This window comes from Massilimicrobiota sp. SW1139, assembly GCF_012027715.1.
Taxonomy (GTDB): domain Bacteria; phylum Bacillota_I; class Bacilli_A; order Erysipelotrichales; family Coprobacillaceae; genus Allocoprobacillus; species Allocoprobacillus merdigallinarum.
The window spans coordinates 30,086-54,717 of record NZ_SJOR01000013.1 but is presented as its reverse complement, the minus strand read 5'-3'; the positions used below and the strand labels follow the sequence as shown (position 1 = coordinate 54,717).

Here is a 24,632-nt window from a genome sequence, read left to right as displayed (position 1 = left end):
AAAAAAAGAGATTTCCCGTAAAACTTATTCGTTTTGGGAAACCCCGTGACTTCTTAGACTATCTATTTTTTATACAATGATATGAAGTAGTATATAGACTAAAAAATAAAATTAAGACACAAAAATAATGAGATACACCATCATATTTTTTATGTGATGCCCTATATAGATTGTGATTATTGATTGAAAATGTCATAATATTATTAAAGACAGAACTGTAAATAGGAGGAATATTTATGTCAGTAGAAAGAGGTGTAGCCATTGCTATTGGTTTTATGATGATTTGTGTATCAATCTATTATTATTTTTCTAAAAAACCTGTAACTATATATAACAATTCAAATCCGCCAAGAATAGATCAGATAACGAATATTCGATCATATAATCATGCAACATCACGTTTGATGTTGATTTATGGTATGGTTTTCATTTTTGAAGGATTGATGATTCATGACAAGTTAATCTGTTTCTTTCTTGTTATTTTGACAGTCATGCCAGGAATAGTCATAGTCATAGCTATCTATGAAAGTGTTATTTTAAAAAAATATTTAAAAAGACGATAATGAGAATGAAAAGTTTGCATGTAAAAAAAGAATATAAAAGATAACACAAGAAAAATTATGATGTCATGATTTTTTTCTAAAAGTATCCTAACCCTTGAAATGTTTCCTGTTCATTATTTTTATATCACATTATAATAAATATGAAGGGAGAATGGTATTATGGATCAAGAAAAAATAGGAAGATTTATTGCTGAATTAAGGAAAGAAAATAGTTTAACCCAAAAAGAATTGGCAGAAAAATTAAATGTATCTGATAGAACTGTGGGGAACTGGGAAAGGGCAGAAATCTACCTGATCCTTCATTGTTCGTTCCATTATGTTCGATATTAGGTATAACCCTAACTGAATTATTCAATGGAGAAAGAATTGAAACAGAACATATTATTGAGAAAACAGATAAAGTATTAACAAATGTTATTGAAGAGAATAAAATGTATAGCATTATACTCATTATTTCTTCAATCATAATGAGTATAAGCATAGTCATATTTTTTATTCCAGTATTGATGGCGTTAGATAAGACACCATCTATCATTATCATATCAATCGGTTTATTTTTACTGATGCTAGGTTGGTCATTAAAACTGACTGTATGGAAAAGAAAAAATAATAAGGTTATAGAGAATACTGGAATGGGATTTTCTAGTGCATTGACATTAGTATTCATTACTTTAAAACTGACAAACTATATTAACTGGCCATGGATATGGGTGTTTTCACCATTATGGATTGGTATAGGTTTAATAATACTCTTTTTTATGGTAATACTGATAATTGGAAGAATAAAAAAAGGAAAATGGTGGTAGCTTTTATGTAACAATAATAATGACTGTTATTTTATCAATAAAATGTATATGGAATAGATTGATAGTATGCTATTTGAGGAGTTTCATAGATATATGAAGACTCTTTTTTTGTTGTTATAGGATTTTATGAAATCAAGAGAAGATATTTATTATAAAAAATTGCTTTTAGCATATAAAAATAATTTGCTCTATGCTATAATTTTATATATCATATATGAAAGGAGATAGCCTATGGGCACATGTATTAATATTGTTGATAAAAGTCGAGGTATACCAAAAGAAAAGCAAGAAGAATTTAAAGAAAGATTGATAACATTGTTTCGTCAAGGAGGTATGATGGAACAACAAATACAGTCATTATTTGGTAAAAAGATCATCACAATCAATCCAGTAAAATATGATAAATATCAAAATATTGATTTTATCTATAATTATTTTGAAGACTCATTATGGGAAAACTCTGGTTTTAATGGGAAGACTGGTCATGTTTATTCACGTAAAGTAGGATGGAGTTTTTTTAATTTTGTCATGGAATCAGCATATGTATTAGAAAGTTTATACAGTGATGGTGATTTTGTTATTCTTGAAAATGGCGATCCATTAATAAATGAAGAAAGAGATTGTATTGCCTGGATTAATTCATTGTTTAATGAAAATTATGCCTGGAAAAACTGGGATTTTATTAAAGTATGGAATTTAATAAAAAGTGATGAAAATGATTATGATACATATTTGAAAAGATATAGAGGATTTGGTTATGAATATGATCCGTTTGTACCATGGTTAGAAATGCGAGCATTAAAATATGGAATTAATAATATGAGGGAAGATGTAGATGAAGAGAATCAGAAGTTTGTTGATAGACTGATATTTTTTTCACAAAAAAATAAAGAAGCAGTTCAAAGTTTTAAAGACAATAGTACAGAAACAGAAAAACAACAAATCCAAAGATTGATTCATATGATAAATCACTTTATAAATCATCATGATGAAGATTATCCAAAAGAGAAAAGCTTGTTTCATTTTGTAGTATCATTAATATGGATGAATTCTCCTTATTTAGCACTTTTGTCTATATCAGAAGTTTATGACATTGATTTTTTTGAAATATATCAGTTATTAGATCATTATAATAGTGTTATTATTTCTGGAATGAAAGATATGATGTGTTCTGTTTCTGCTAGAGAATTATCAGATTTCTTTGATATTTATCCAGAGAATATGATTTATTTTTGGAAAGAAAGTCAATTTCAACAAATACCATCTTATCTACAAAATTGGTTTTTGCAATTAAAAGAAATGTATAATCATTATATGCAAAACTCGATAGATATAGAAAATCCACTTTCATGGATTATGGACATGCTTGTTTATGCTGAAAATAATTATTACCAAATTTATGTATTTTCTGATTTTTTTGAAGAAAGTATTGAAAACATAAATGATCAAAGATATCTGATATTATGGAAAATATTTGAAGATATGATTTATAATGAAAAATTTTATAAAATAGGAGAAGTCATATTTGAATCAGAAAATAAAGAATACCTTAATAATGATTGGACACTCATGTCTAAAGATAAAAAATGGAATAGCGCAAGATTGAAATTAAGAGGATATTTAGGATTGATTGCTAATAAAGAATTGAGAAGAAAAGTATTTGGTTTTTAATAAAAATAAAAAGGAGATCTGATAATCATGAAAAATTATCAAGAAAAGATGTTGAAACTTCAAAAAGAACTTCTGGAAGTGGAAAAAGATAGAATGAAAGGGAATCAAGGATATTCTATAAAAGAGATTGTTCAAATGATGGACAACGCTATTAATGAAAAAGTAGATGCTGTTTTTATAAATATAGAAGTATCTGAAAGAAAAGAACAGTTACTAGATTTACGTGTAAGTGTCTTAGAAGCTGAAGAAGAAAGACTAAATGGAGAGTGTAAAATAAATATTTCTGAAGATAGAAAAGCTCTTGTAAATAGAAGAAACATATTACGTATAGATAATAATCAATAGAAAGAGGTGGCATTGTCATCTCTTTCTATATATAATAAATTTAGTGTATATATTAGATAAAGTTAATGAAGGGATATGGTAAATAATGGAATTTGATTTTAACAAATTAGAATGGACTAGGAAACCTCAAAAATATGATATTCAAGATCAGAAGATTATCATAACAACAGAACCTGAAACAGATTTATGGCAAAGAACATACTATGGTTTTAGAAATGATAATGCTCCTGTATTACAGATGAAAACAAGTGAAAAATATTTTTCATTTATTGTAAAAACTGAATTTAATAGTAAAAGAAGATTTGATCAATGTGGTGTTGTCATGTATTTAAATAGTGATAACTGGTTAAAAGCTTCTATTGAATATGAAAATGAAGAGTTTCAAAGACTAGGGAGTGTTGTAACGAATCATGGTTATTCAGATTGGGCCACAACAGACATTGATGCTTCTATTCATTCTATGTGGTATCGTTTGAGTCGAAGAGAATCAGATTATTGTATTGAATGTTCAACTGATGGCGTGCATTTTAAGCAGATGCGTATTTGTCATATGTGGGAAGGGACAGATGAAATTGAGTTTGGTATTTATGCATGTTCACCAGAAAACTCATCTTTTGATGCTGTATTCTCTCATATGGAAATGATAGAATGTCAATGGCAAAAACATCAATGAGGAGGAAAATGGTATGAAAGATATTGAATTGGTACTTGTGGATATAGATGGAACATTATTGAATGACCAGGGAATGGTGACACCTCAAACAATTGAAGCTATCAAAAAACTTAAAGACAAACAGATTTTATTTGGGATTGCAACAGGAAGAACACCATTTGCAGTCAAACATCTCATTAAAAAGTGGGAAATTGAACCTTATGTGGATGTGATTATGGGATTTAATGGTGGATGTTATTTAGATATGAGAACACAAAAGATGTCATCTTGTTATTTGTTGGATGGAAAGTTTATTCCTGTTATACTAGAAGCATTTCAAGAATTTGATTTTAATGCAGGCATCTATGATCAGGAGTCCTTCCATGTTTTAAAAGAAGATCATTTTGCGATTGAGATTGCGAGAAAGAATCAATTACCATTGGTTGTAGATGGCTTAACACCGTATTATCATAAACAAATAGAAAAGATGATTTTCATGGCTGATAAAGAAGAAATTCAAAAGATCAGTCAACATTATCATCATATTGACCATCCACATTATCGAGGAGTGCAATCAACACCGATATTATTTGAATTTTTAAATCCTGAACTTTCTAAATCAAAAGGTATTGAAAAAATGTGCCAAGAATTAAACTTATCTACAGATTGCATTTTAACATTTGGTGATGAACTCAATGATTATGAAATGATAAGAGATTATATTGGAGTGGCCATGGCAAATGCAAATCCAAAAATTAAAGACATTGCGCAATATATAACAACATCTAATAATGAAGATGGTATTGCAGTATTTTTAGAAAACTATATTTTATAAAAGAAAAAACATGAGATTTTTCTCATGTTTTTACATACTTTTTTTAAAGATTTGAATGATTTCATCATGATTAAGAACTTTATAACCACCTTCAAGAACAATTGTTGATCTTGCAAGACCTTCTAACATATCTTCAGTAACACCTAAATCAGTGATATTCATGACAAGCCCTAATTCTTTCATCCATTCTTCCATTGCATCAAGTCCAGCTTTCGCAATGTCTTCTTTTGATTTTCCTTCTGGATTGACATTCCATACATTTGTCGCAAATCTGACAAATTTATCTAATCCATAAGGCATAATATAGCGATAATATGGTAATGAAACGGCAGCTAATGTCATACCATGAGTGGCATCTGTATAAGCTCCAACAGCTTGACCTAACATATGCACCATCCAGTCAGTAGATTTCCCTTTCGCAATTAATGTATTTAATGCCCAAGTGGCAATCCACATGATGTTGCTTCTTGCTTCATAGTTTTGAGGATCTTTAATCGCAATACGACTAGAATGAATCAATGATTTCATTAGACCTTCACTGATATAATCACTTGTATTATCATCATCACCAGAGAAATACTGTTCACAGATATGATTCATAATATCATAGAAACCAGCAACCATCTGATAATGTGGTAAAGTTAAAGTATATTTTGGATTCAAAATAGAAAATTTAGGCATCACATTGTCACCGAAAACATGACCAATCTTTAATTTCTGTTTTGGATTTGTAATAACAGCACCACCATTCATTTCTGAACCAGTACCAACCATAGTTAAAACACAACCGACAGGAACGATTTGACATGTTGGTTCTTCCATTCTTAAATAATATTTATCCCAAGGATCTTCATCACAATGGATAGATACAGAAACAGCTTTGGCATAGTCACAAACAGAACCTCCACCAACAGCTAAAATAAAATCAATTTGATTGTCTCTAGCGATTTGTACACCTTCATAAAGTTTATCAATAGTTGGATTAGGCATAACTCCTGAAACTTCAAAAACGTCTTTGTTATTGTCTTTTAAAATAGTGATGACTTCATCATAAATTCCATTTTTCTTAATAGAACCACCACCATAAATGAGTAAAATACGAGAACCATATTTTGGTAATTCAGTATTTAAATATTTTAATGATTCATCTCCAAAATACAGTTTTGTTGGATTGCAAAATTCAAAATTTCCTAACATTTTTATTCCTCCTTTAGCTATCATTATTATATGAAAAGAATAATGATATATCAAATACCTATAATCAATGGATAGTTATGCTTTTTGAGTATAGTTAAAAAGTATTTTTCATCATACTTGGAAAGTATTGGACATAGAGATGGAAAAAAATTAAAATAAACCTATATGATAGGAGGTGTTTATTCATGATAGAAAAATTGAATGTTTATATACAGCCACTTGAATCGTGGCGTACTATGCATATCTATTTACCTCAAAATTATCATAATAGTGATGAAAGATATCCTGTTATGTATATGTATGATGGACATAATCTCTTTAATGATCAGGATGCAACTTATGGAAAATCATGGGGACTAGGTGAGTTTTTAGATCGTTATGATAAGCCATTTATTATTGTAGGAATGGAATGTAATCATGAAGGAAATGAAAGATTAAATGAATATTGTCCATATGATGTTGAAAATGGATTTTTTGGTCCTATTACTGGAAAAGGTCAAATCTATATGGATTGGGTTGTGAACGAATTAAAACCTATGATCGATCAAAAATATCGTACTATTCCTTTTAGAGAATGTACTGGTATTGGTGGAAGTTCTATGGGTGGATTAATGGCTTTTTATACTGTCATCCATTATAATCAACTCTTTTCTAAAGCAGCCTGTTTATCTCCGGCACTTTCTTTATGTATCCATCAACTACAAGAAGAAATGAATCATCATGATTTGAATAAAGATACACGTGTTTATTGGAGTTTTGGAACAGGTGAAGTTTCCAATGTTCAATATTTCTTAAAAAACATTCAGTTATTTAATGATGAAATTGTCCGCCGCGAGGCTCAAAGTTATATACATATAGTGAGAAATGGTGGACATAATGAAGCAACTTGGGGAAAACAAAATCAATTGTACTTTGATGTGTTGTGGAAATAATTATGTGGAGCCTGTTGATTGGCTCCACATATTTTTTCTTTATAGCTATATGTTTTTATTGACTCAATTCTTGAATGGTGTCTTGAACAATATTTAAGAAATATTGAGATGCTCTTGTGAGAATTTGATATTTTTTCCATATAAAATAATAAGGAACTTCAATATGTGGAGAAAGTGGTCTAAAACAAAGTGAAGAATCTCCAGTTGTATTGATAAGTTTATCAAAACAAATAGCGTATCCGAGTCCATCTTCTACCATTAATGAAGCATTATACAACAAAGTATAGGATGAAATAATATGAAGATGTTCAATATCGTTATGTAACCATTCAACCAAATCTGATATCTGTTGTAGTTCTTTAGATACAATCAATGGTTTATCTCGAAGATCTTCAAATGTAATACTTTCTTTTTGCGCTAATGGATCATCTTTCAACATAAGGACACCCCAATGATGTGAAAGTGGCAATAACATATGATTATAATCATTAATCTTAGAATTGGGTGTCAATAATGCAAAATCAATCAAACCATTATCTAATTTTTCTATCACATCAGGAGCATTACCACTATGTATATGAAATTGAATATCAGGATATTGGGCCTGTATCTTTTTGATAGCTTTAGTAATGATTTTTAAAGCGTGAGATTCACCAGATCCAATATAAATTTCACCTTTTAAATGAGAATCAGTAGACATTATTTCCAGTTCCGTTTTATCTACCAGATTCACAATTTCTTCAGCACGTTGACGGAGTATCATGCCTTCTTCTGTTAATGTGATTTTTTTATTACTTCTTACAAATAAAGTTTTCCCTAGTTCATCTTCTAATTCTTTGATTTGACGAGATAAAGTGGGTTGTGTGATATGTAATTGTTGCGCTGCTCCTGATATTGTTTCCTCTCTAGCAATAGCTAGGAAATATTGTAAAACTCGTAATTCCATAATTGTTCACTCCTTTAGCTATATTATAACACTATATGCTTAGTAAGCATATAACTATATAAAATATAAGTATTTGTTATAGGGGAGAGGGAGTGATATGATACAAATAGGAAAAGAGGGAAGAAGAATGCGTCGAATACTTATTGTTGTTGGAAGTGGAAATATAAATGGACATACGGATCAGTTGGCTAGAGCTTTTGAAAAAGGAGCTATTCAGGCTGGGCATGAAGTGAAACGAATTGTATTATCAAAAAATTTACAGGGATGTCAAGGATGTGGTGCTTGTCAGATCAATCAACATCACTGTGTCATTCAAGATAGTATGCAGGAATATTATGCCATGTTTGAATGGGCCGATACATTGGTACTGGCTTCACCCCTTTATTTCTGGTCTATTTCAGGAAGATTAAAGTGCTTTATTGATCGTTTATATGCGATTTCTCAAAACGATGAATATCCATATCAAGAAACATTCTTATTGATGAGTGCTGGGGATGATCATTTTTGGACTTTTGAACAGGCCTTATCTTTTTATTCTTTTTATACAAAGGCACTAGGCTGGAAAAGTTTGGGATCTGTTCTCGCTGGAGGTTGTCATGATGAATCACATCAACCCTATATTCCACCTTTAAAATTACAGGAAGCATATGAAAAAGGTTTATCTTTATAAAGGCGTTTTGATATAAACGTCTTTTCTTTTTATGATAAAATAAGAATAGAAGATTTACACAAATTTTACACAAGTTCTTTTTATGATAAAAGTAAAGAAGGTGGGAGTATGTATCAGGTATTGCTTATTGAAGATGATTTTGATATCAGGCATATCATAAAAACTTATTTTGAAAAGCGAGAAATCCAGATTATTGAAGCCTGTGATGGACATCAGGGATTATCACTTATGAATTCTCAAATTCAGCTTGTTTTATTAGATATTATGATGCCTGGTATTGATGGTTATGAAGTTTGTCAACAGATTCGCTATCAATATCAATGTCCTATTATTTTTATAAGTGCTTTAAGTGAGGAAGACAATCAGCTTCAAGCGTATCAGTTAGGTGGGGATGATTATATAACCAAACCATTTTTACCATCTATTTTGTATGCAAAATGCTTAGCTATCTGTAAAAGACAAGATCCACAAGCATCCAATATCAAAACTTTTCATCATTTACAGATTGATTATACCAATCATCAAGTTTACATTGATAGTCAACACATAGAATTCACTCATAAAGAATATTTATTATTAGAATATTTAACGAAAAATCCTTATCGTTTATTAGAAAGAGAACAAATTTTAGATGCTATATGGGGATATGATTACTATGGAGAAGCGAGAGCCGTAGATACATATATCAAGAAAGTAAGAAAAAAGTTGGGAAAATATCAATATTATATTCAAACAGTTTTTAAGGTTGGATATTTATTTAAGGATGGTGAAGAAAATGAAGACAAAGATTAGTGTTAAGATTTTTCTTTTGATCATGTTGGCTTTTATTATGATTTTAGCTGTATCTGCTAAAATGAATATTCAAAATCGAATTGATTCTACAAATCATTATCTTCTTCAACGTATCATTGATTTTGATGATCTTGATAACCTCCAACAACAATTAGGTATTGAATATGATAGTTATCCAGAATATGATGAAGTGATTCAAAAAATAAATTCTATTGATTATATCAGTGAAAACGACAATCTTTATCAATGCATTATCAGACAAAATGATGAAGTTGTTCGTTGGCTATCTCCGAGCCCATATTTAGATAATTATATTCATATTTATGATGAAACATCAATTTACATATCTATTGCTGATTTATCTATACAACAAAGACAAAGTTTAAAGACATATCTGATGCAAAAATTAACTGATTATCGTTATTCTATTCCTGGTGAAGCTGAAGTCAAATATGTATTAGACGATGAACAATTGATTTATCTTCAATGGGGTGAAGACAGTTATGGTCAATTGGATCAGCATCAAGTCCAATCAGCAAATGTTAATCAGTTTTGTATAGATGGTGAAAAAACAATACAGAGTCAATATGATTCTCAATTGTTTTTAAGCCAACAAAAAGATCTTGAACAAGTCCTTCAACTTAAACACCATGGGTACATGATGGCCTATTACACAAGCTATCATGGACATTACTATTATATTGGTATGACAGGACTCACAGATTGGGAAGACCAAGACCAGGATTTATATGCAGTCCTTATTGGAGTAGAAGATCAGGCACATATAGATAGACTTATGGCACAACAGTATTTTGAAGACAATTGGGGATTGTTTTTAGGAGCACTAGTCATAGTTGTGTGCATATCTTTATTGGTATCTTGGACGATCAGTAGACCTATCAAGCAATTGGATAAAGTCGCTTTAAAAATCAAAAATAACCAGTTTGATGAAGAAATCAATATCCATTCCCATGATGAAATTGGTTCATTAGCGAAAAGTATTCAAAGTATGTCTTCTCAGTTAAAAAACACAATGGAACAGTTGAATCAGGAAATTGAACATGTTAAAAAGCTGGAAGGATTGAGAAAAGATTTTGTGAATCAGTTTACGCATGAAATGAAAACACCCCTAGGTATTATTAATGGTTATAGTGAATTAATTGAAGAAGCAACAAGTCAAGAAGAAAGAGAAAAATATTTATCAATCATTCATCGAGAAACAGAAAGATTGAATCAGCTGATTCAATCCATGTTGTCACTTTCAAGACTTGAAGCTGGAAAAGTAGAGCTTCATCAAGAAGAATTTGATTTAGAAAATAGTGTAACGGAAATTGTTGATGAATATGAAGTCTTATTGATGAAAAAGCATATTCAAGTGGATATCAAAGTTCTACATCCTATGATTCAAGGTGATCGTAAGCTATTAGAAACAGTGATACATAATTTTTTATCCAATGCTTTAAAACATACTCCAGAACAAGGACATATTTATATAACGATTGATCACGGATTTTCTATCATCAATGAAGGTTCACATATTGATGAAGAACACTTATCAGATATCTGGTATACTTTTGTGACACATGATCATCAGGGGAGTGGTTTAGGTTTAGCTATATGTCAGGCTATTTTACAGCTTCATCATTATGATTATGGTGTTCAAAATGTTGAATCTGGTGTAGAGTTTTATTTTTCAGATTTAAAGTATGATTGTTGATAGTATATAAAAAGGAAACAAGAATATGCATTTTACATATTCTCATTTCCTTTTTTCTTTTTCTTTTCAGGTAAGACTAAACTTAATAATAATGATACAACAAAGACTCCTGCAACTGCATTTCCATTAAAGATTTCTCCAACAACTGATGGGAAACATGTAAAGAAATTTCCTGAAGTTTGAGTGACACCAACCCCAATACAAAAGGCAAGTGAAACAATGATCATTGTACGTTCATCAAAAGTATTATCTTTTAACATTTTAATACCTTCATACATGATAGAACCAAACATCATCACTGTACATCCACCTAAGACTGATTGAGGTAATGATTGAAAGAAAGCCCCTAGAGGTGGAAATAATGATGCAAGTATAAGGATTAAAGCTCCCATGAAAATAGTAAAACGGTTGATGACTTGTGTCATTGTGACTAAACCAACATTTTGACTAAAAGATGTTAAAGGGAGACAACCAAAACATCCAGAAATAGCACTTGAAAATCCATCTACAGCTAATGAACCTTGAAGTTCTTCCATTTTAATATCACGATTTAAAGCTCCTTTACAGACAGCTGTTGTTGCGCCAGTCGTTTCAGCAGCTGAAACTAAAAAGACAATCGCAATAGTAAAGAAAGCTCCTAAATCAAAGACAGGCATATGTTCTGTAAAGAATACTAATTTTGGAATACTGAAATATCCAATTTGATGAATTGTTTCCGCAATATTAGAAAAGTCCACCATTGGCGCAATTCCTGTGACTGTCAAAATAACAGATAATAAATATCCAAAAATTAAACCAACAAGAATATTTAAGTTTTTATAAATACCTTTTAAACGATAATGTGATATTAAACATACAACAAGAGTAAAGGCCCCAACAAGAAGATGGTACCAGGCACCAAAGTCTTCAACACCAGAACCACCACCCCAAGAATCCATTCCTACTGATAGCAGTGATAGCCCAATCGCAATCACGACACAAGCTGAGACAACAGGTGTTAAAAATCTTTTCCAGTATTTTGCACTTAATCCAACTAACCCTTCAAAAATACCACCAAGAATAACAGCGCCAATCATACCTTCATAACCTAAAGATGGATTTGTTGATATGACTAATAAACTTCCTAAGAATGTAAAACTCACTCCCATGACAATAGGTAATTTAGAACCAATTTTCCAAACTGGATAGAGTTGCATACATGTTCCTATACCAGCCGCAAATATAGCACACTGTAAAATAGAAGTAATTTCAGCTGATGTCAAATGCTCACCAGAACCTCTGACAACAGCTGCTCCACAAACAATAATAACAGGCGCAAGATTTGCGACAAACATAGCTAAAACATGTTGTAAACCAAAAGGAATAGCTTTTTTAAGTGGAACACGTCCATTAAGCTTATAAATATTTTCATCACTTACAGTCGTTACATTTTCTTCTTTATTCATTTTTTCCTCTCCTCATCTATTAAAACGTCTTGATTTTAACATAAATTGTCATAAAATGTCACGTTTTTGTGAAGACTTATAACATTTATATTTTCGATTCCACTTCAATTCCACAAAAGCATGTTAAGATGAAGCTGAGGTGAAAAAGATGTATAAAGTACTAATCATCGAAGACGAATTTCATATTCGTCAGATTATAAAAGATTATTTTTCATTAAAAGGCATTGAAGTCGTTGAAGCAACACAAGGTTATGAAGCATTAAGTATGATCAATGAGACGATTGATTTAATTTTACTAGATATTATGATGCCTGGTATTGATGGTTATGAAGTTTGTAAACAATTAAGATTAAAAACAGAAAAACCTATTATTTTTATGAGTGCTTTATCACAAGAGGAAAATCAGCTGATGGCATATCAGTTAGGAGCAGATGATTATATCATCAAACCATTTCAATTATCATTACTGCATGCCAAAGTTATCGCAATGATTAAACGTGATCAGAAAAAAGAAGAAAATATATTAACTGTTGGCCATCTTCAATTAGACCGTATCAATCGTATTTTAATTATAGATCAACAAAAAATCACATTAGCACATAAAGAATATGAATTGTTAGAATATTTATGTATGCATGTAAACCAGTTATTGACACGTCAACAGATTTTAGATCATATATGGGGATATGATTATTATGGAGATGGAAGAGCGGTTGATACATATATCAAAAAATTACGTAAGAAATTTGGAAAATATGCTTGTTATATTCAAACTGTCATCAAAACAGGATATATGTTAAAGGTGGTGAACGTCAGTGAGAAAGATACTGAGATGGACTTTAGGTAAAAAGATTTTTATATTGATATTATTGTGTTTTAGCTTGATTCAAGTTTTGAATGTGACTCTTGATTTTCATCGAGAAAAATCTCATATTTATACTCAAAATGATAATATATATAATATTGATGTTTTAAGCCAGCAATTATCTATTCTTTATAATCAAAAATATAATGATTTAAATTCTTCATTTTATGAAGATATAGAACAGACTTTAGAAGCAGAAGATGGTTATAAAATAGACTCAGTCTTTGTATTGAATCCAGATTTAGAGATGGTCTATAATCTACGTGAACACAATACTCCTTATTTAACGTTAAGAAATGAAAATGAGGGAATAACAACTTATCTCCAAATCAATCTCTCTCAAATTCCTATAGATCAACAAAAACAAATAGAAAATATTCTTCGACAACATGTCGAAAATAATCAGCTCCCTGTGGATATGGCTTCTCCTATATATGCTCTTCAAGATAACCCCAATGTTTCTATGACGATTGAAGATCTTTCTTATTTGTCTATTAATGGCCAGATTTTCTTAGATCATAGACAAAATAATGAAAAGATTCACACAATGCATTTTGAATCGTATGAAAGTGCGAATTGTCTTTTATCTGCCCAGGGATTGTATTTAGATGAATATGATGATTCTCATGAAGATAATTATCAAAAACATGATGCGTTTATTAGAGATTGTGTATCTTCGATGTTTCCTCAACAGGGTGAAACCTTTTCATCAGGTATAAGTAGCTTGGAGGAAAAAGATGGCACTTTTTATTCTATTCATTCTATACCATTAATTTCTAAAAATGCCAAACCAGTTGAGGCGGATATGTATGAAGAATATGACGTTCAAGATGTAGATGGATATCTTGTTTTCTATACACATGAGCTTAATGCAATTAGCAGAATTACACAACAGGTTATTTATTCTAAAATGATTATTTATGTGATATCTTTTATTGTCTGTATTGTAATATCTTTACTGATTTCTTATATACTGACAAGACGTATTAAGAAGATTAATCAATGTACTTTGGCTATTGCGAATAATGATTTTGATATTCATCTCAATGAAAAATCTAAAGATGAATTAGGTGTATTATCACATAATATTAATCAGATGAGTCAACAATTAAAAACAACAATTCAACAGTTAAATGATGAAATAGAATATGTTAAAAAATTAGAAGGTATGAGAAAAGAGTTCATTGCGAATTTTACTCATGAAATCAAAACCCCATTAAGTATTATTAATGGTTACATAGAATTAATTGAAGCAGGGAAAGATGATCTTAAGAAACAACAATATTTGAGTGCGATTCATCAGGAAATAGAACATATTAATCAATTGATTATGGCAATGTTAGATTTATCAAGATTAGAATCTGGTCATGTTGAATTACATAAGGAAGATATTGATTTAGAGGATTTATTAATGTCAATTGTAGAAACATTTGCGCCTATTCTAAAAAAGAAACATATTCATGTTGTGATGGAAGATGAATTTCCACATATTCAAGGAGATATCAAAGAACTTCAAACTGTTTTTCAAAACTTTATGAGTAATGCAATAAAACATACACCACAAAATGGACATATTTATATTAAGTATCATCAAGGTATTTTAAGTTTTGAAAATGAAGGAAAACCTTTGAGTCATGAACAAAAAGAAACAATTTGGGATACTTATGTTTCAAGTGATCGTCAAGGAACTGGGTTAGGTCTTGCGATATGTCGTTCTATTTTAGAATTACATGGTTTCCAATATGATGTGTGTAATAGTGAAAAAGGCGTTGAATTTCAAATTCATATTCTATAATTATAAAGAAGGAAAAAGACTTCCTTCTTTTTTGATGAAAAGATGATAGACAAGTAGAACTCTTTTCACATCTTAGACTTGAAACGACAAGATATGTCAATTATAATGATAGAAAAGATGAGGTGTTTGGGATGAATAAAATTTTAGGGATGGTTATACCATATATCATCATTATAGGTGTTATTTTGATGCAAAGTGTTGTCATGGAAGAAATTATTGTGGCTATTGTTATAGGATTGTTAATTGGGTTAGAATTTTTAAGTTTAAAAAAAACTGAAGGAACAGTGCTTATGAAATTTGGTAAGATTCTTACTATTTGTATTTTTGTAGTTGCTTTCTTATTAGGACTATTTAATCAGCATTTAATGATTTTGCCTGATTTGATTCGTGTATTGGCTTTACTTATACCTATAGAGTGTATAAATCTTTATATGATTTATCAAAATCATCCTCGTTATACAATGACATATAAGTATTCATTTAGAAATAAAAGAAGAAGATATTTTTAAAATAATAACAATCTTTATAGAAGAATCAACCAAGTATATATTGAATTGATTCTTTTTTTATCAATGAAATTCATTTGATCATGAATGACCAGCACAAGAAATAATATTGAAAGAAAGCCAATTTTATATTAAAATTATATATATACATTATATTCAGAAAGGGGCTTGACAAGAATGGAAGCAAGAGTGATACTACAAGCAAGCAAGCAAGCAAGCAAGCAAGCAAGCAAGCAAGCAAGCAAGCAAGCAAGCAAGCAAGCAAGCAAGCAAGCAAGCAAGTTAGTATAACTGCGCCCATTTTTTTGTTAAGCATCAAACAACATAATATTTTAAGGCGTATTCTGCTCTTTTTTATAAATGGGTAGGGTACGCCTTTTATATTTGTTGACTGAAAAATTATAAACAGAAAGGGTGAGAAAAGTTATGAAAACAAAAGCAAAAAGTAAAGTGCTGGGAGTTTTGCTTGCTTGTATGCTTGTCATTGGTTTATTTCCAACAACTGTTTTGGCTGTGGGTGGTACAAGTGTCAAAATTAATGGGCAAGAATTAAAAAGTGGAGAATCGTATCAATACGGCGAAGGAACAGCGTTGTTTGACTCTCAGACTAATACATTAACGTTGGAAAATGCCACAATTGAAGGAAATGGTGTTAAGCTCGGCGTCCTTAGAATAAACGGAGATTTGACGGTTGAACTTAAAGGTAACAATACAATAAGTTCAACTGATGAACGAGTAATTTATGCGGGAATTTCTTCTGGCGGTACTGCGGATATTACAATTAAGGGGACTAATGAGGATAAACTAACCATTACATGCGATTCGGCTGCCATACAGACAGATGGTGGTAATATTACCATTGACGGCTGTACTTTAGATGTAACGTCACATAATTGGGGAGGTATTGGAGCATATGAAGTAAATAACGGCAATGATATAGTCGGTGGGAAACTTTCCATACAAAATCATGCGAATGTAACCGTCAACAGTAATGAATTGGCGCTTGTGGGTGAAAAGGGTATTAGCATTAGTGATAGCACAGTGGTGGCTACTGTAAATGGACAATCCAATGCGTTGTATTCAAAAAACAATATGATTGATATTAGTAATTCCACAGTAGAAGCATATGCTGTTTCCGACAATTCATATCCTGCTATTTGGGCAAATGCACTGACGGTTTCAAACAAAAGTAATGTGACTGCGGACAGCAACGGGAGCAACGGTATATATATACTCAATCAATGTGAAATTTCGGATTCTACTTTAAAAGTCCAAGGATACTATGATGCTATTTTCGGAGACAATGATATTAATATTGTTAATAGTAAAATAGAATCTACTTCTACTGGAAACCAAAGTAATTATGCTATTTACTCAAATGATCACATAATTTCTGTTACTGGAAACTCGGATATTACTGCAAATGCTGGTATGGATGCTGACCAGATTGTCATCTCTCCAACCACAGGACAAATGCTAGAAGTAAAAGTAGGGAATATGGCTGAAGGAGAAACAGGCGCAGAACATTTTAATGATTCGCCATACACGGAACCTGCAACCTTTACTGGTGCTGACGATTTATGGACATACACATATGTACACATTAAACCACATACTCATACAGGAGGGACAGCGACTTGTACAGATCCAGCAATATGTGACGATTGCGGTAAACCATATGGAAATGCGCTTGGTCATAAAGCAGTAAAAACTGAAGCAAAAGCCCCAACCTGCACTGAGGACGGAAATATCGAATACTGGTATTGCGACGCCTGTGGCAAGTATTTCAGTGATGAAGCATTGACAGAAGAAATCATCAAAGAAAAAATCGTTATCAAAGCAACCGGACACGGCGAAACAGAGTTGAAAAATGCCAAAGAAGCTACTTGCACAGAAGAAGGCTATACTGGCGATAAGGTCTGCAAAGTGTGCGGTGAAGTGCTTGAAAAAGGTACAGTGATTGAAAAGATTGCACATACCTTTGGCGAATGGACGGTAACAAAAGAACCGACTGCAACGGAAAAAGGAGAAAAACAACATACTTGTACGATTTGTGGATATGTCGAGAAACAGGAAATCCCAGCAACTGGAACACCAACGAATCCTTCTGAGGGAAACGGAAATTCTCCAATAGGAACAACAGATCCAAAGGATCCAACTACTGATAATCAGACTGTTTCGGATACTAGCAACAAGACAAATAACAAAGATGTCTTGAATACGGGTGATGATAGTAGTATTGCTCTTTGGGTAACTGTTATGTTAGGTGCTGGAGCAATCTTAACAGGTACAGTTCTTTATAACAGAAAGAAAAGATACAATAAATAATGGATAGTTTTATGCTCTGTGTGAAAAAACACAGAGCATTATTTGATTAAAGAGTGAGAATATATAAATAAGTATAAAGAAAAGGTCATCATTGAGATGACCTTATGAGATGATTATGATTTTTAAAATTCTACACCATGGTTGATATGTAAATAATAGACAATAGCTTTGACATCTTGATGGTACATATCCATCAAGACTTTTTTATAATAATCTAATTGAATCTGATGTTTTTGTATTAAAATATCATCAGCACTATTTTGTGAAACACGGTCAGTCTTATAGTCTAAGACATAAATTTGATTTTGATAAATAAATACTAAGTCGAAAATACCATGAATGGTTTGTTGGAGTGCTTCATCATAATAGGCAAAATGTTTTTCTTTATAGATATAATCTGCTTTTTGAATCATTTGATAATAAGGGCTATCAATGAATCCTTGTATTTTATCTTGATATTGATCAAGTATATCTTTTCCATCATCATCAATTAATTTTTCTAGATAAAGTTGTTGAATCAATGTTTCGATATGATCTTCTTTGAATGTCAGATAACTTAAAAGTAAGTGAACTAATGTTCCTTTATCACTGGCACTCATAGAAAAGCTTTCATTGTCGTCTGTTATTGAAGCGTGACTTTGATCTTGAATATGAGGGAGTTTTGTCACTGCTAGAGTTAATGGTTTGCTTGTATCATAAGGGTATTGGAATGATTGATATCGTTCTTGTATTTGACTATCAATCATTTCATTTTGTTTGGATGTTTGAATTATTTTTTCTTCAATGTCTTGATCATTTGTTAGTGTCAAGGAGAACATAGCATGTTCAGTTGAATCAAAAGTCAGATATTTTTCAAAATGATATTGTTGAAGTTTTGTGGCTAAAGGCTTTAATTCCTCATGATTGAAGCATTGTTGAATGATTTGAGGATGACGGAAAATAGCAGCTAAAATCCATGAAAGATAATTGTTTGTTTTACGCATACGATTATAAAGTAGTACATGTTCAGCATTTTTCTTATGATAAATATCAGGATGTTCATTGATGATTAATTTGTTCATTATATCTTTGATTTCATTAATGCTTTTGATGACACCAGTTAAAATGAGCTTTTGAGAAGCACGAGTCAAAGCAACATATAAAATACGCATCTCTTCATTGATAGATTCATCTAATTGATGTCTGGCAATCATATTACGATAACAGTTTTCATATTCAACTGTGATTTCTCCATATTGTTCACTTGGAACACGACATCTTGGTTTTACTGCAATACCTAATTGTTTATCAATCATAAAGCGTTCTTTACTGTCTTGTGTATTAAATTGTTTGTGTGTCTGACAGACAAAAACAATCGGAAATTCTAAACCTTTAGATTTATGAATTGTCATGAATTCAACATAATCATCATTTTGTGAAGCGACAATAGCTGGTGCTAAATCAGCTGATTGTTCAAACATATCAATGATATCATGAAGATAAGGATATTGTTGTTGATATTGTTTTACAACTTCCAATAATAACTGTAAATTTGCTTTTCTTTGTTCACCATTGACAAGCTGACAGACAAAGAGTGGATAGTCTGTGACTTCATAAATCTTTTTCAATAAATCATAAGGTGAATGTTGATAGCTAAAAGCTCTGAGTTCTTCAAAGACTTCTAAAAATTGGATGATTTGTTGATCAGATGATAATTGTAATGTTTCATAAAGAGATATATCTTTATGGTTTGCACGTAATGATGCAATCTGATCTAAAGGAATATAGGAACATGTATAAGGCTGATTGAGTACGCTTAATAAGGCAATATCATTGCGAGGATTATCAAGGGCCTTTAAAAATGTCAGCATATTTTCAATTTCATTTGCCTTTAAAAATCCTTGTGATAAAACGATATGATTAGGGATGTGGTATTGATCAAAAACTTTTTTAAATGTTAAAAAGGAAACTGTTGATCGCATTAAAACAACCATATCTTTATAAGATACTCTTTTTCCATCTAAACGCATCGTTTCTTTAAGTTGCAATATTTTCTGTGCAACCATATGAGCTTCATATTGTTCTTTATCTAAAGAAGATTGAGAATTATAGATATCAATCAATACTTCTGTTTGACGCATATCATCTTGAAAGAAACGTTCACGTGCTTCTTTTTGATGTCCTGCTTCTTTGCCATCATAGTCATAATTTAAACGGGCACTGTCATCTAAATAATATTCCAAACCACCAATTTGTGTATCCATAATTTGATTAAAAATAAAATTAATGGAGTCTAAAACAATTTTAGAAGAACGATAATTAAAGACAAGATCAATTCTTCTTGTTTGACTATTTAAACATTCTTCATCAGTTAATGAAAAATGATTATATTTATCAAGAAAGATTTGAGGATCAGCTTGTCTAAAACGATAGATAGACTGTTTCATATCACCAACCATAAATAGAGGAATATAAGGTTTTTGATATTTAGAAATCAGTGAAATGAGTGATTCTTGAATCTGATTGGTATCCTGATACTCATCAATCATGATTTCTTTTAAGCGATGATACAAAATATCCACAATACCATATTCAGGCAATAACAGCTGATGTGTATAACTTTCCAGATCAGCAAAATCTAACTGATTAAGCTCTTTTTTTCTTTGTTGATAAGCTTGTTGGAATTGATCCAACAGTTGACCTTTAGAAAGCAACATATCAATAGCCTGATAGCTGATTTGAAGTTTTTGGATCAAATCTTCACTATGATCTTCTAAATAGGCATCAGCTGATTTTTGATAAGAAGATAAAATATCACTTTTCAATTTGGTAAAAGTTTTTTTGATCTGAGGATCGACTTCTTTCCAAGACATATTATAAGCTTTATCAACAGGAGCTTTGATTAAAGACACCATAGTATCATAAGTCATAGCATGTGATAATGCCTGAAGACGTTCATCTAAATAATCATAATAAGCATCAAAAGGAACCTTTAATAATTGATTTTTTTCAGTCTGTTCATCAGGTCTTTCATAAAAATCAGTGAGATTATTTTGTTCACAGAATATTTGGAGTTCAATCAATTTATTCATAGCCATTGTGACTTCATCATAGAAAATATTTTTTAAATAGGGAAACAAAGGCCAATTTTCTAAAGATGAGGAAAGACTATCATAGTTATTTGTTTTCATCTGATCAATAAAATCATAAAAATGATCAATAGAATGAGAAATATTATCAATAGATAATAATAAAGATTGAAAATCATCTAAAGAATAACCAGGAAAATATAAGGAAAGAAAATCACGAATATTTTCATCTTGAATCCATTGTTCTAAACATTCTGTAAGAACTTCTTTTTTGATGATGGTAGGATCACTGTTGATTTCAAATCCAGGCATAACGCCAACAAGATATCCATATTTCATCAATAATAAATTACAAAAACCATGAAAGTTTGTAATATAGGCATGAGGAAGATTAAAAATTTGATGTTGTAAATGTGTTTTTAATTTCTCATCAATAGGTGAAGATACAAGTTCATTGAGTTCTTCAGTCAGTCTTTGTTTCATCTCATGTCCAGCTGCCTGTGTAAATGTCACCACCAGGAAATCTGAAATTTCATATCCTTCTTTTAATAATTCAATAATACGACTGACAAGAATTTTCGTTTTTCCACTTCCCGCAGGAGCACTAACTAAAATAGAAGAATCTCTTTGTTGGATAGCTTTTAATTGTCCAGCATTAAACGGCATCGTCTTCACCTCCTAATATTTTTTCAACATCTAAGAATTCAACAAGCTGATAATCATTATAGAAAACATCAAAACCACAAATACTATGATATGGACAATAAAAACAAGGATTCACTAATGTATGTGTTGCTTTTTGATCACTACCTTTTGGCGCAATATCAATATGTCCATCCATCATATTTTGATAAAGTTCATAAATATGATCGCTGATCTTTTCAAATAAAATATGAAGTTGTTCAGTAGAAAGAATTTGTCCCTTATATTCATCTCTGCTTTTGACATAAGAGACTGGTATCAACGCAGAACGTCTATCAAAAGTAGGGTCTAAATTCAAAAGACTTTGATGACTGCCATCATCAACGATATAACCATTGTAACGAAATTGTTTGATCCAGTCATCTTCATTAATGGCTTCATGCATACTTTGTTGTACGCTTAAAATACGTTTTTTTGTATTGAAATATAAAACAGCACCTGGATTTTTATCCATCATTTTTGTCACCATATCTAAATAGACAAGCATCTGAATATGAAAACCTTGCATAGCAAGATTGAGATCAATGCTTTTGGCACTTGATTTATAATCAATAATAGAAACATAATCTTCATAGACATCAATACGATCAACAATACCTTTAAAATTGATATCATGAATTGTATTTTTGACTTTTTTCTCTTTATATTGAACATGGAAATTGCCTGTATTTAAGAATTGTTTAAGTACTTTTAGAGTGATTTGCAGATCTTGAATTAATTGTTCAATAAAGTATTGATTGATATGAGAGTGAGCTATTTTTTGTGAAAGTGTTTCATGGTCTTGAAGATATTGATCAACAAGATGAGAAATATCATAAGACTGGTCTATATTCATAGATAAAACATAATGAATGAGAGAACCAAGTTCATTTGGTAATAATTTTTGATCTTGAATAGGATAAATGCCTAAACCATATTGAATAAAGTAGAGGAAAGGACATTGATTATAGGTTTCAATTTGACTGACTGAAAGATATGAACTATATAAAGACTGTGTCAACTCAGGTGTTAATGAATCTGGTTGATTATGTGATGATAAATAATGTGCAATGTTTTGATTCAAAGTTTCTTTATGAGTTGCTTTTCCATTGGCTATATAGTATTGATCTAAAGGTAGAAATTGAAGTGGAGGAAGTTTTTGGAAGGTATACATTTGAGTCAGTTGTTTGTATAAAGAAGAAGGAAGCAAGGTTTCTCCAGACAATGAGTTCATCGCTAATGAAACAGTTAATGTTGAAAATGGTGTTGTCAGTATTTTAAAAATATCATTTTCATGAACACCTAACTGTTCACTGGTTGTAAGAGGGGTTGAGATATTTTCTTTTCTTAACAATTCAATATCTTCATCTAATAATAAAGATGTATCTTTAATACTTTGAGGTAAAATGGTTTCATTCATTCCTAAGATAAATAAATGTGTTGAAGGCATCGCTTCACCTTGTCCAATCATATAAACATGAATTTCATCTTGTCTTTTTTCTAAAGTCTGTTTAGATTTTGGAAATGTCATTTGGAAAAACTCTATGAATTCTTGTGGAGATATTTGACCATCAAGCTCGCTTATCTTTTTGAGATAGTCCTGATAGTCTTTGTCAAGTTCCAATGCAAGCAATTCGACTGCAAGTTCATGGAAAGTATCTCCTTGACATTGTTTGAATTGTTGCAAAATCAGTTGATAACTTCGCTCATAACAACGCTCTTGTTGATAAGGTAAGGAATGAGGTATATGCAATTCATCAAGAATAGTTAATAAATCATCCTGATAATTTTGATTAGGATAAATGATTGTAAAATCCTGGTAATGAAGATTTTCATCCACAATCTTTTGATAAATTGTATATACAACACGTTGTATTTCCTGATAAGGTGTTCCTGCAACAAAGCTGTACATGTGTTGTGTTTCCTTTGTTGAAACGGGTTCTTGACTAAAAAGATGTTGTGTGAAATCAGTCGGTTGATCAATGACTTGACTTGTTTGACATAAATGATGATAAGGTAAATTGAATAAACGCTCATCATGTTGATAAGTATAAAGACAAGTGACATCACATGTTTTTGATAAACGCTGAATAATATCTTGACGTTGTTTTTGATAAAGGTGGTCAGCTTCAATGATGAGATGGTCTTGTTCATGAAAAGTGACATTTTGAAATAAACTTTCTAATGTCAAATGTGTATAACTGTCAAGACGTGATAAAAGTGATTGGTAAATATGCCAGAAATCTTGAAGTTTTGTATGGTGAATATCTTGGTAGCTGATTTGATAAAGTTCGTAATCTTTGATAAGTGGAATTAATTCATTGATGAAAGGTAATGGATTTTCCATATCAAAACAATGAAATGTTTCTTCATTAAAGATATTTCTTAAGTGATAAACCCATTCTACTTGAGAAAGTAAATGATGTTGCGTTAAATGATATTGAAGCTGTAATTGTTTTAAATATTGATTCCAGCTCATAATTTGAATATTGACCAAACAATGCGTATATTGAAAAAATATTTTTTCAATAAAAGCTGGTTGGTCACAGATATAAATATATTGTTCAAAAGGATGATTTTGAGCTTCTTGAACATACTTTTGAATGATTTGATGACGTTTATAATCTTGATTTAAGCCACTGATGATTTGCATTCTTTTCACCTCGTTTTCTATTATACATGAAAAGATGGGAAATGAAAAAGTAAATACTTTTGATATCTTGTTTTTTCATTTGTGATTATTGTATAATGAAAAAAATGGAGGGATAGAGATGGTGCTTTTTCGAATTTGATAAAAACAATTTCTATTTTAGATTTT

Annotated in this window: 20 protein-coding genes; 15 read left to right on the top strand and 5 right to left on the bottom strand. The window is 30.8% G+C overall.

Going from position 1 to position 24,632, the window contains the following annotated elements; translation table 11 throughout:
• The first annotated feature begins 236 nt into the window (after nucleotides 1–236).
• The 7 genes from E0K96_RS08300 to E0K96_RS08270 all read left to right on the top strand — a co-directional run bounded on the left by E0K96_RS08300 (nucleotide 237) and on the right by E0K96_RS08270 (nucleotide 4,872).
• Nucleotides 237–563 (top strand): hypothetical protein, encoded by a 327-nt coding sequence (locus E0K96_RS08300; protein WP_168082496.1) that lies wholly within the window; start codon nucleotides 237–239, stop codon nucleotides 561–563.
• 159 nt (nucleotides 564–722) lie between these two features.
• Entirely contained in the window at nucleotides 723–893 is a 171-nt protein-coding gene (locus tag E0K96_RS12195) for a helix-turn-helix transcriptional regulator (RefSeq protein WP_168082494.1), read from the top strand.
• Entirely contained in the window at nucleotides 866–1,369 is a 504-nt protein-coding gene (locus tag E0K96_RS12120) for a hypothetical protein (RefSeq protein ID WP_240924477.1), read from the top strand. The genes E0K96_RS12195 and E0K96_RS12120 overlap by 28 nt, the downstream gene beginning before the upstream one ends.
• 231 nt (nucleotides 1,370–1,600) lie before the next feature.
• The gene (locus tag E0K96_RS08285) at nucleotides 1,601–3,040 is read left to right on the top strand and encodes a hypothetical protein (protein WP_168082492.1); all 1,440 of its coding nucleotides are present in this window, start codon (nucleotides 1,601–1,603) and stop codon (nucleotides 3,038–3,040) included.
• A 27-nt stretch (nucleotides 3,041–3,067) separates the two neighbouring features.
• Nucleotides 3,068–3,385 carry a hypothetical protein gene (locus E0K96_RS08280; RefSeq protein WP_168082490.1) on the top strand — a complete coding sequence of 106 codons (318 nt, stop codon included), beginning with the start codon at nucleotides 3,068–3,070 and terminating at the stop codon, nucleotides 3,383–3,385.
• Between the two features lie 85 nt (nucleotides 3,386–3,470).
• A complete protein-coding gene (locus tag E0K96_RS08275; protein WP_168082488.1) occupies nucleotides 3,471–4,058 on the top strand; it encodes a DUF1349 domain-containing protein in 588 nt (195 codons plus the stop codon).
• A gap of 13 nt (nucleotides 4,059–4,071) precedes the next feature.
• The gene (locus E0K96_RS08270; RefSeq protein WP_168082486.1) at nucleotides 4,072–4,872 is read left to right on the top strand and encodes a Cof-type HAD-IIB family hydrolase; all 801 of its coding nucleotides are present in this window, start codon (nucleotides 4,072–4,074) and stop codon (nucleotides 4,870–4,872) included.
• A 30-nt stretch (nucleotides 4,873–4,902) separates the two neighbouring features.
• Here E0K96_RS08270 and E0K96_RS08265 read toward each other — a convergent pair whose 3' ends face one another.
• A complete protein-coding gene (locus E0K96_RS08265; protein WP_168082484.1) occupies nucleotides 4,903–6,069 on the bottom strand; it encodes an iron-containing alcohol dehydrogenase in 1,167 nt (388 codons plus the stop codon).
• A gap of 185 nt (nucleotides 6,070–6,254) precedes the next feature.
• Here E0K96_RS08265 and E0K96_RS08260 point away from each other — a divergent pair, with 185 nt between their 5' ends.
• Nucleotides 6,255–7,001, top strand: coding sequence for an alpha/beta hydrolase (locus E0K96_RS08260; protein WP_168082482.1), 747 nt, complete (start codon nucleotides 6,255–6,257; stop codon nucleotides 6,999–7,001).
• Between the two features lie 55 nt (nucleotides 7,002–7,056).
• Here the strand turns inward: E0K96_RS08260 and E0K96_RS08255 are convergent, their stop codons facing one another.
• On the bottom strand, nucleotides 7,057–7,947 hold the full coding sequence (locus tag E0K96_RS08255) for a LysR family transcriptional regulator (protein ID WP_087296900.1): 891 nt from the start codon (nucleotides 7,945–7,947) through the stop codon (nucleotides 7,057–7,059).
• Between the two features lie 97 nt (nucleotides 7,948–8,044).
• On the opposite strand from E0K96_RS08255, the gene E0K96_RS08250 reads away from it, so the two are divergent.
• From E0K96_RS08250 to E0K96_RS08240, 3 genes are all read left to right on the top strand, one after another.
• On the top strand, nucleotides 8,045–8,617 hold the full coding sequence (locus E0K96_RS08250) for a flavodoxin family protein (RefSeq protein ID WP_168082480.1): 573 nt from the start codon (nucleotides 8,045–8,047) through the stop codon (nucleotides 8,615–8,617).
• Nucleotides 8,618–8,725: 108 nt separating this feature from the next.
• Nucleotides 8,726–9,409 (top strand): response regulator transcription factor, encoded by a 684-nt coding sequence (locus E0K96_RS08245; RefSeq protein WP_168082478.1) that lies wholly within the window; start codon nucleotides 8,726–8,728, stop codon nucleotides 9,407–9,409.
• On the top strand, nucleotides 9,393–11,126 hold the full coding sequence (locus E0K96_RS08240; RefSeq protein WP_168082476.1) for a HAMP domain-containing sensor histidine kinase: 1,734 nt from the start codon (nucleotides 9,393–9,395) through the stop codon (nucleotides 11,124–11,126). Before E0K96_RS08245 ends, E0K96_RS08240 begins: the two co-directional genes overlap by 17 nt.
• Before the next feature lie 32 nt (nucleotides 11,127–11,158).
• On the opposite strand, the gene E0K96_RS08235 is transcribed toward E0K96_RS08240, so the two are convergent.
• Entirely contained in the window at nucleotides 11,159–12,571 is a 1,413-nt protein-coding gene (locus E0K96_RS08235) for a uracil-xanthine permease family protein (RefSeq protein WP_168082474.1), read from the bottom strand.
• Between the two features lie 148 nt (nucleotides 12,572–12,719).
• Here E0K96_RS08235 and E0K96_RS08230 point away from each other — a divergent pair, with 148 nt between their 5' ends.
• The 4 genes from E0K96_RS08230 (at nucleotide 12,720) to E0K96_RS08215 (ending at nucleotide 18,065) form a co-directional block, all read left to right on the top strand.
• Nucleotides 12,720–13,418, top strand: a complete 699-nt coding sequence (locus E0K96_RS08230; protein WP_168082473.1) for a response regulator transcription factor — start codon at nucleotides 12,720–12,722, stop codon at nucleotides 13,416–13,418.
• Nucleotides 13,387–15,231 carry a HAMP domain-containing sensor histidine kinase gene (locus E0K96_RS12350; RefSeq protein ID WP_168082472.1) on the top strand — a complete coding sequence of 615 codons (1,845 nt, stop codon included), beginning with the start codon at nucleotides 13,387–13,389 and terminating at the stop codon, nucleotides 15,229–15,231. The genes E0K96_RS08230 and E0K96_RS12350 overlap by 32 nt, the downstream gene beginning before the upstream one ends.
• 131 nt (nucleotides 15,232–15,362) lie before the next feature.
• Nucleotides 15,363–15,740 carry a hypothetical protein gene (locus E0K96_RS08220; protein ID WP_168082471.1) on the top strand — a complete coding sequence of 126 codons (378 nt, stop codon included), beginning with the start codon at nucleotides 15,363–15,365 and terminating at the stop codon, nucleotides 15,738–15,740.
• A gap of 423 nt (nucleotides 15,741–16,163) precedes the next feature.
• Complete coding sequence (locus E0K96_RS08215) at nucleotides 16,164–18,065, top strand: hypothetical protein (RefSeq protein ID WP_168082470.1); 1,902 nt, start codon at nucleotides 16,164–16,166, stop codon at nucleotides 18,063–18,065.
• 122 nt (nucleotides 18,066–18,187) lie between these two features.
• On the opposite strand, the gene E0K96_RS08210 is transcribed toward E0K96_RS08215, so the two are convergent.
• Both E0K96_RS08210 and E0K96_RS08205 read right to left on the bottom strand, forming a co-directional pair.
• Entirely contained in the window at nucleotides 18,188–21,799 is a 3,612-nt protein-coding gene (locus E0K96_RS08210) for a UvrD-helicase domain-containing protein (RefSeq protein ID WP_168082469.1), read from the bottom strand.
• A complete protein-coding gene (locus E0K96_RS08205) occupies nucleotides 21,789–24,467 on the bottom strand; it encodes a PD-(D/E)XK nuclease family protein (protein WP_168082468.1) in 2,679 nt (892 codons plus the stop codon). Before E0K96_RS08205 ends, E0K96_RS08210 begins: the two co-directional genes overlap by 11 nt.
• Between the last annotated feature and the right edge of the window lie 165 nt (nucleotides 24,468–24,632).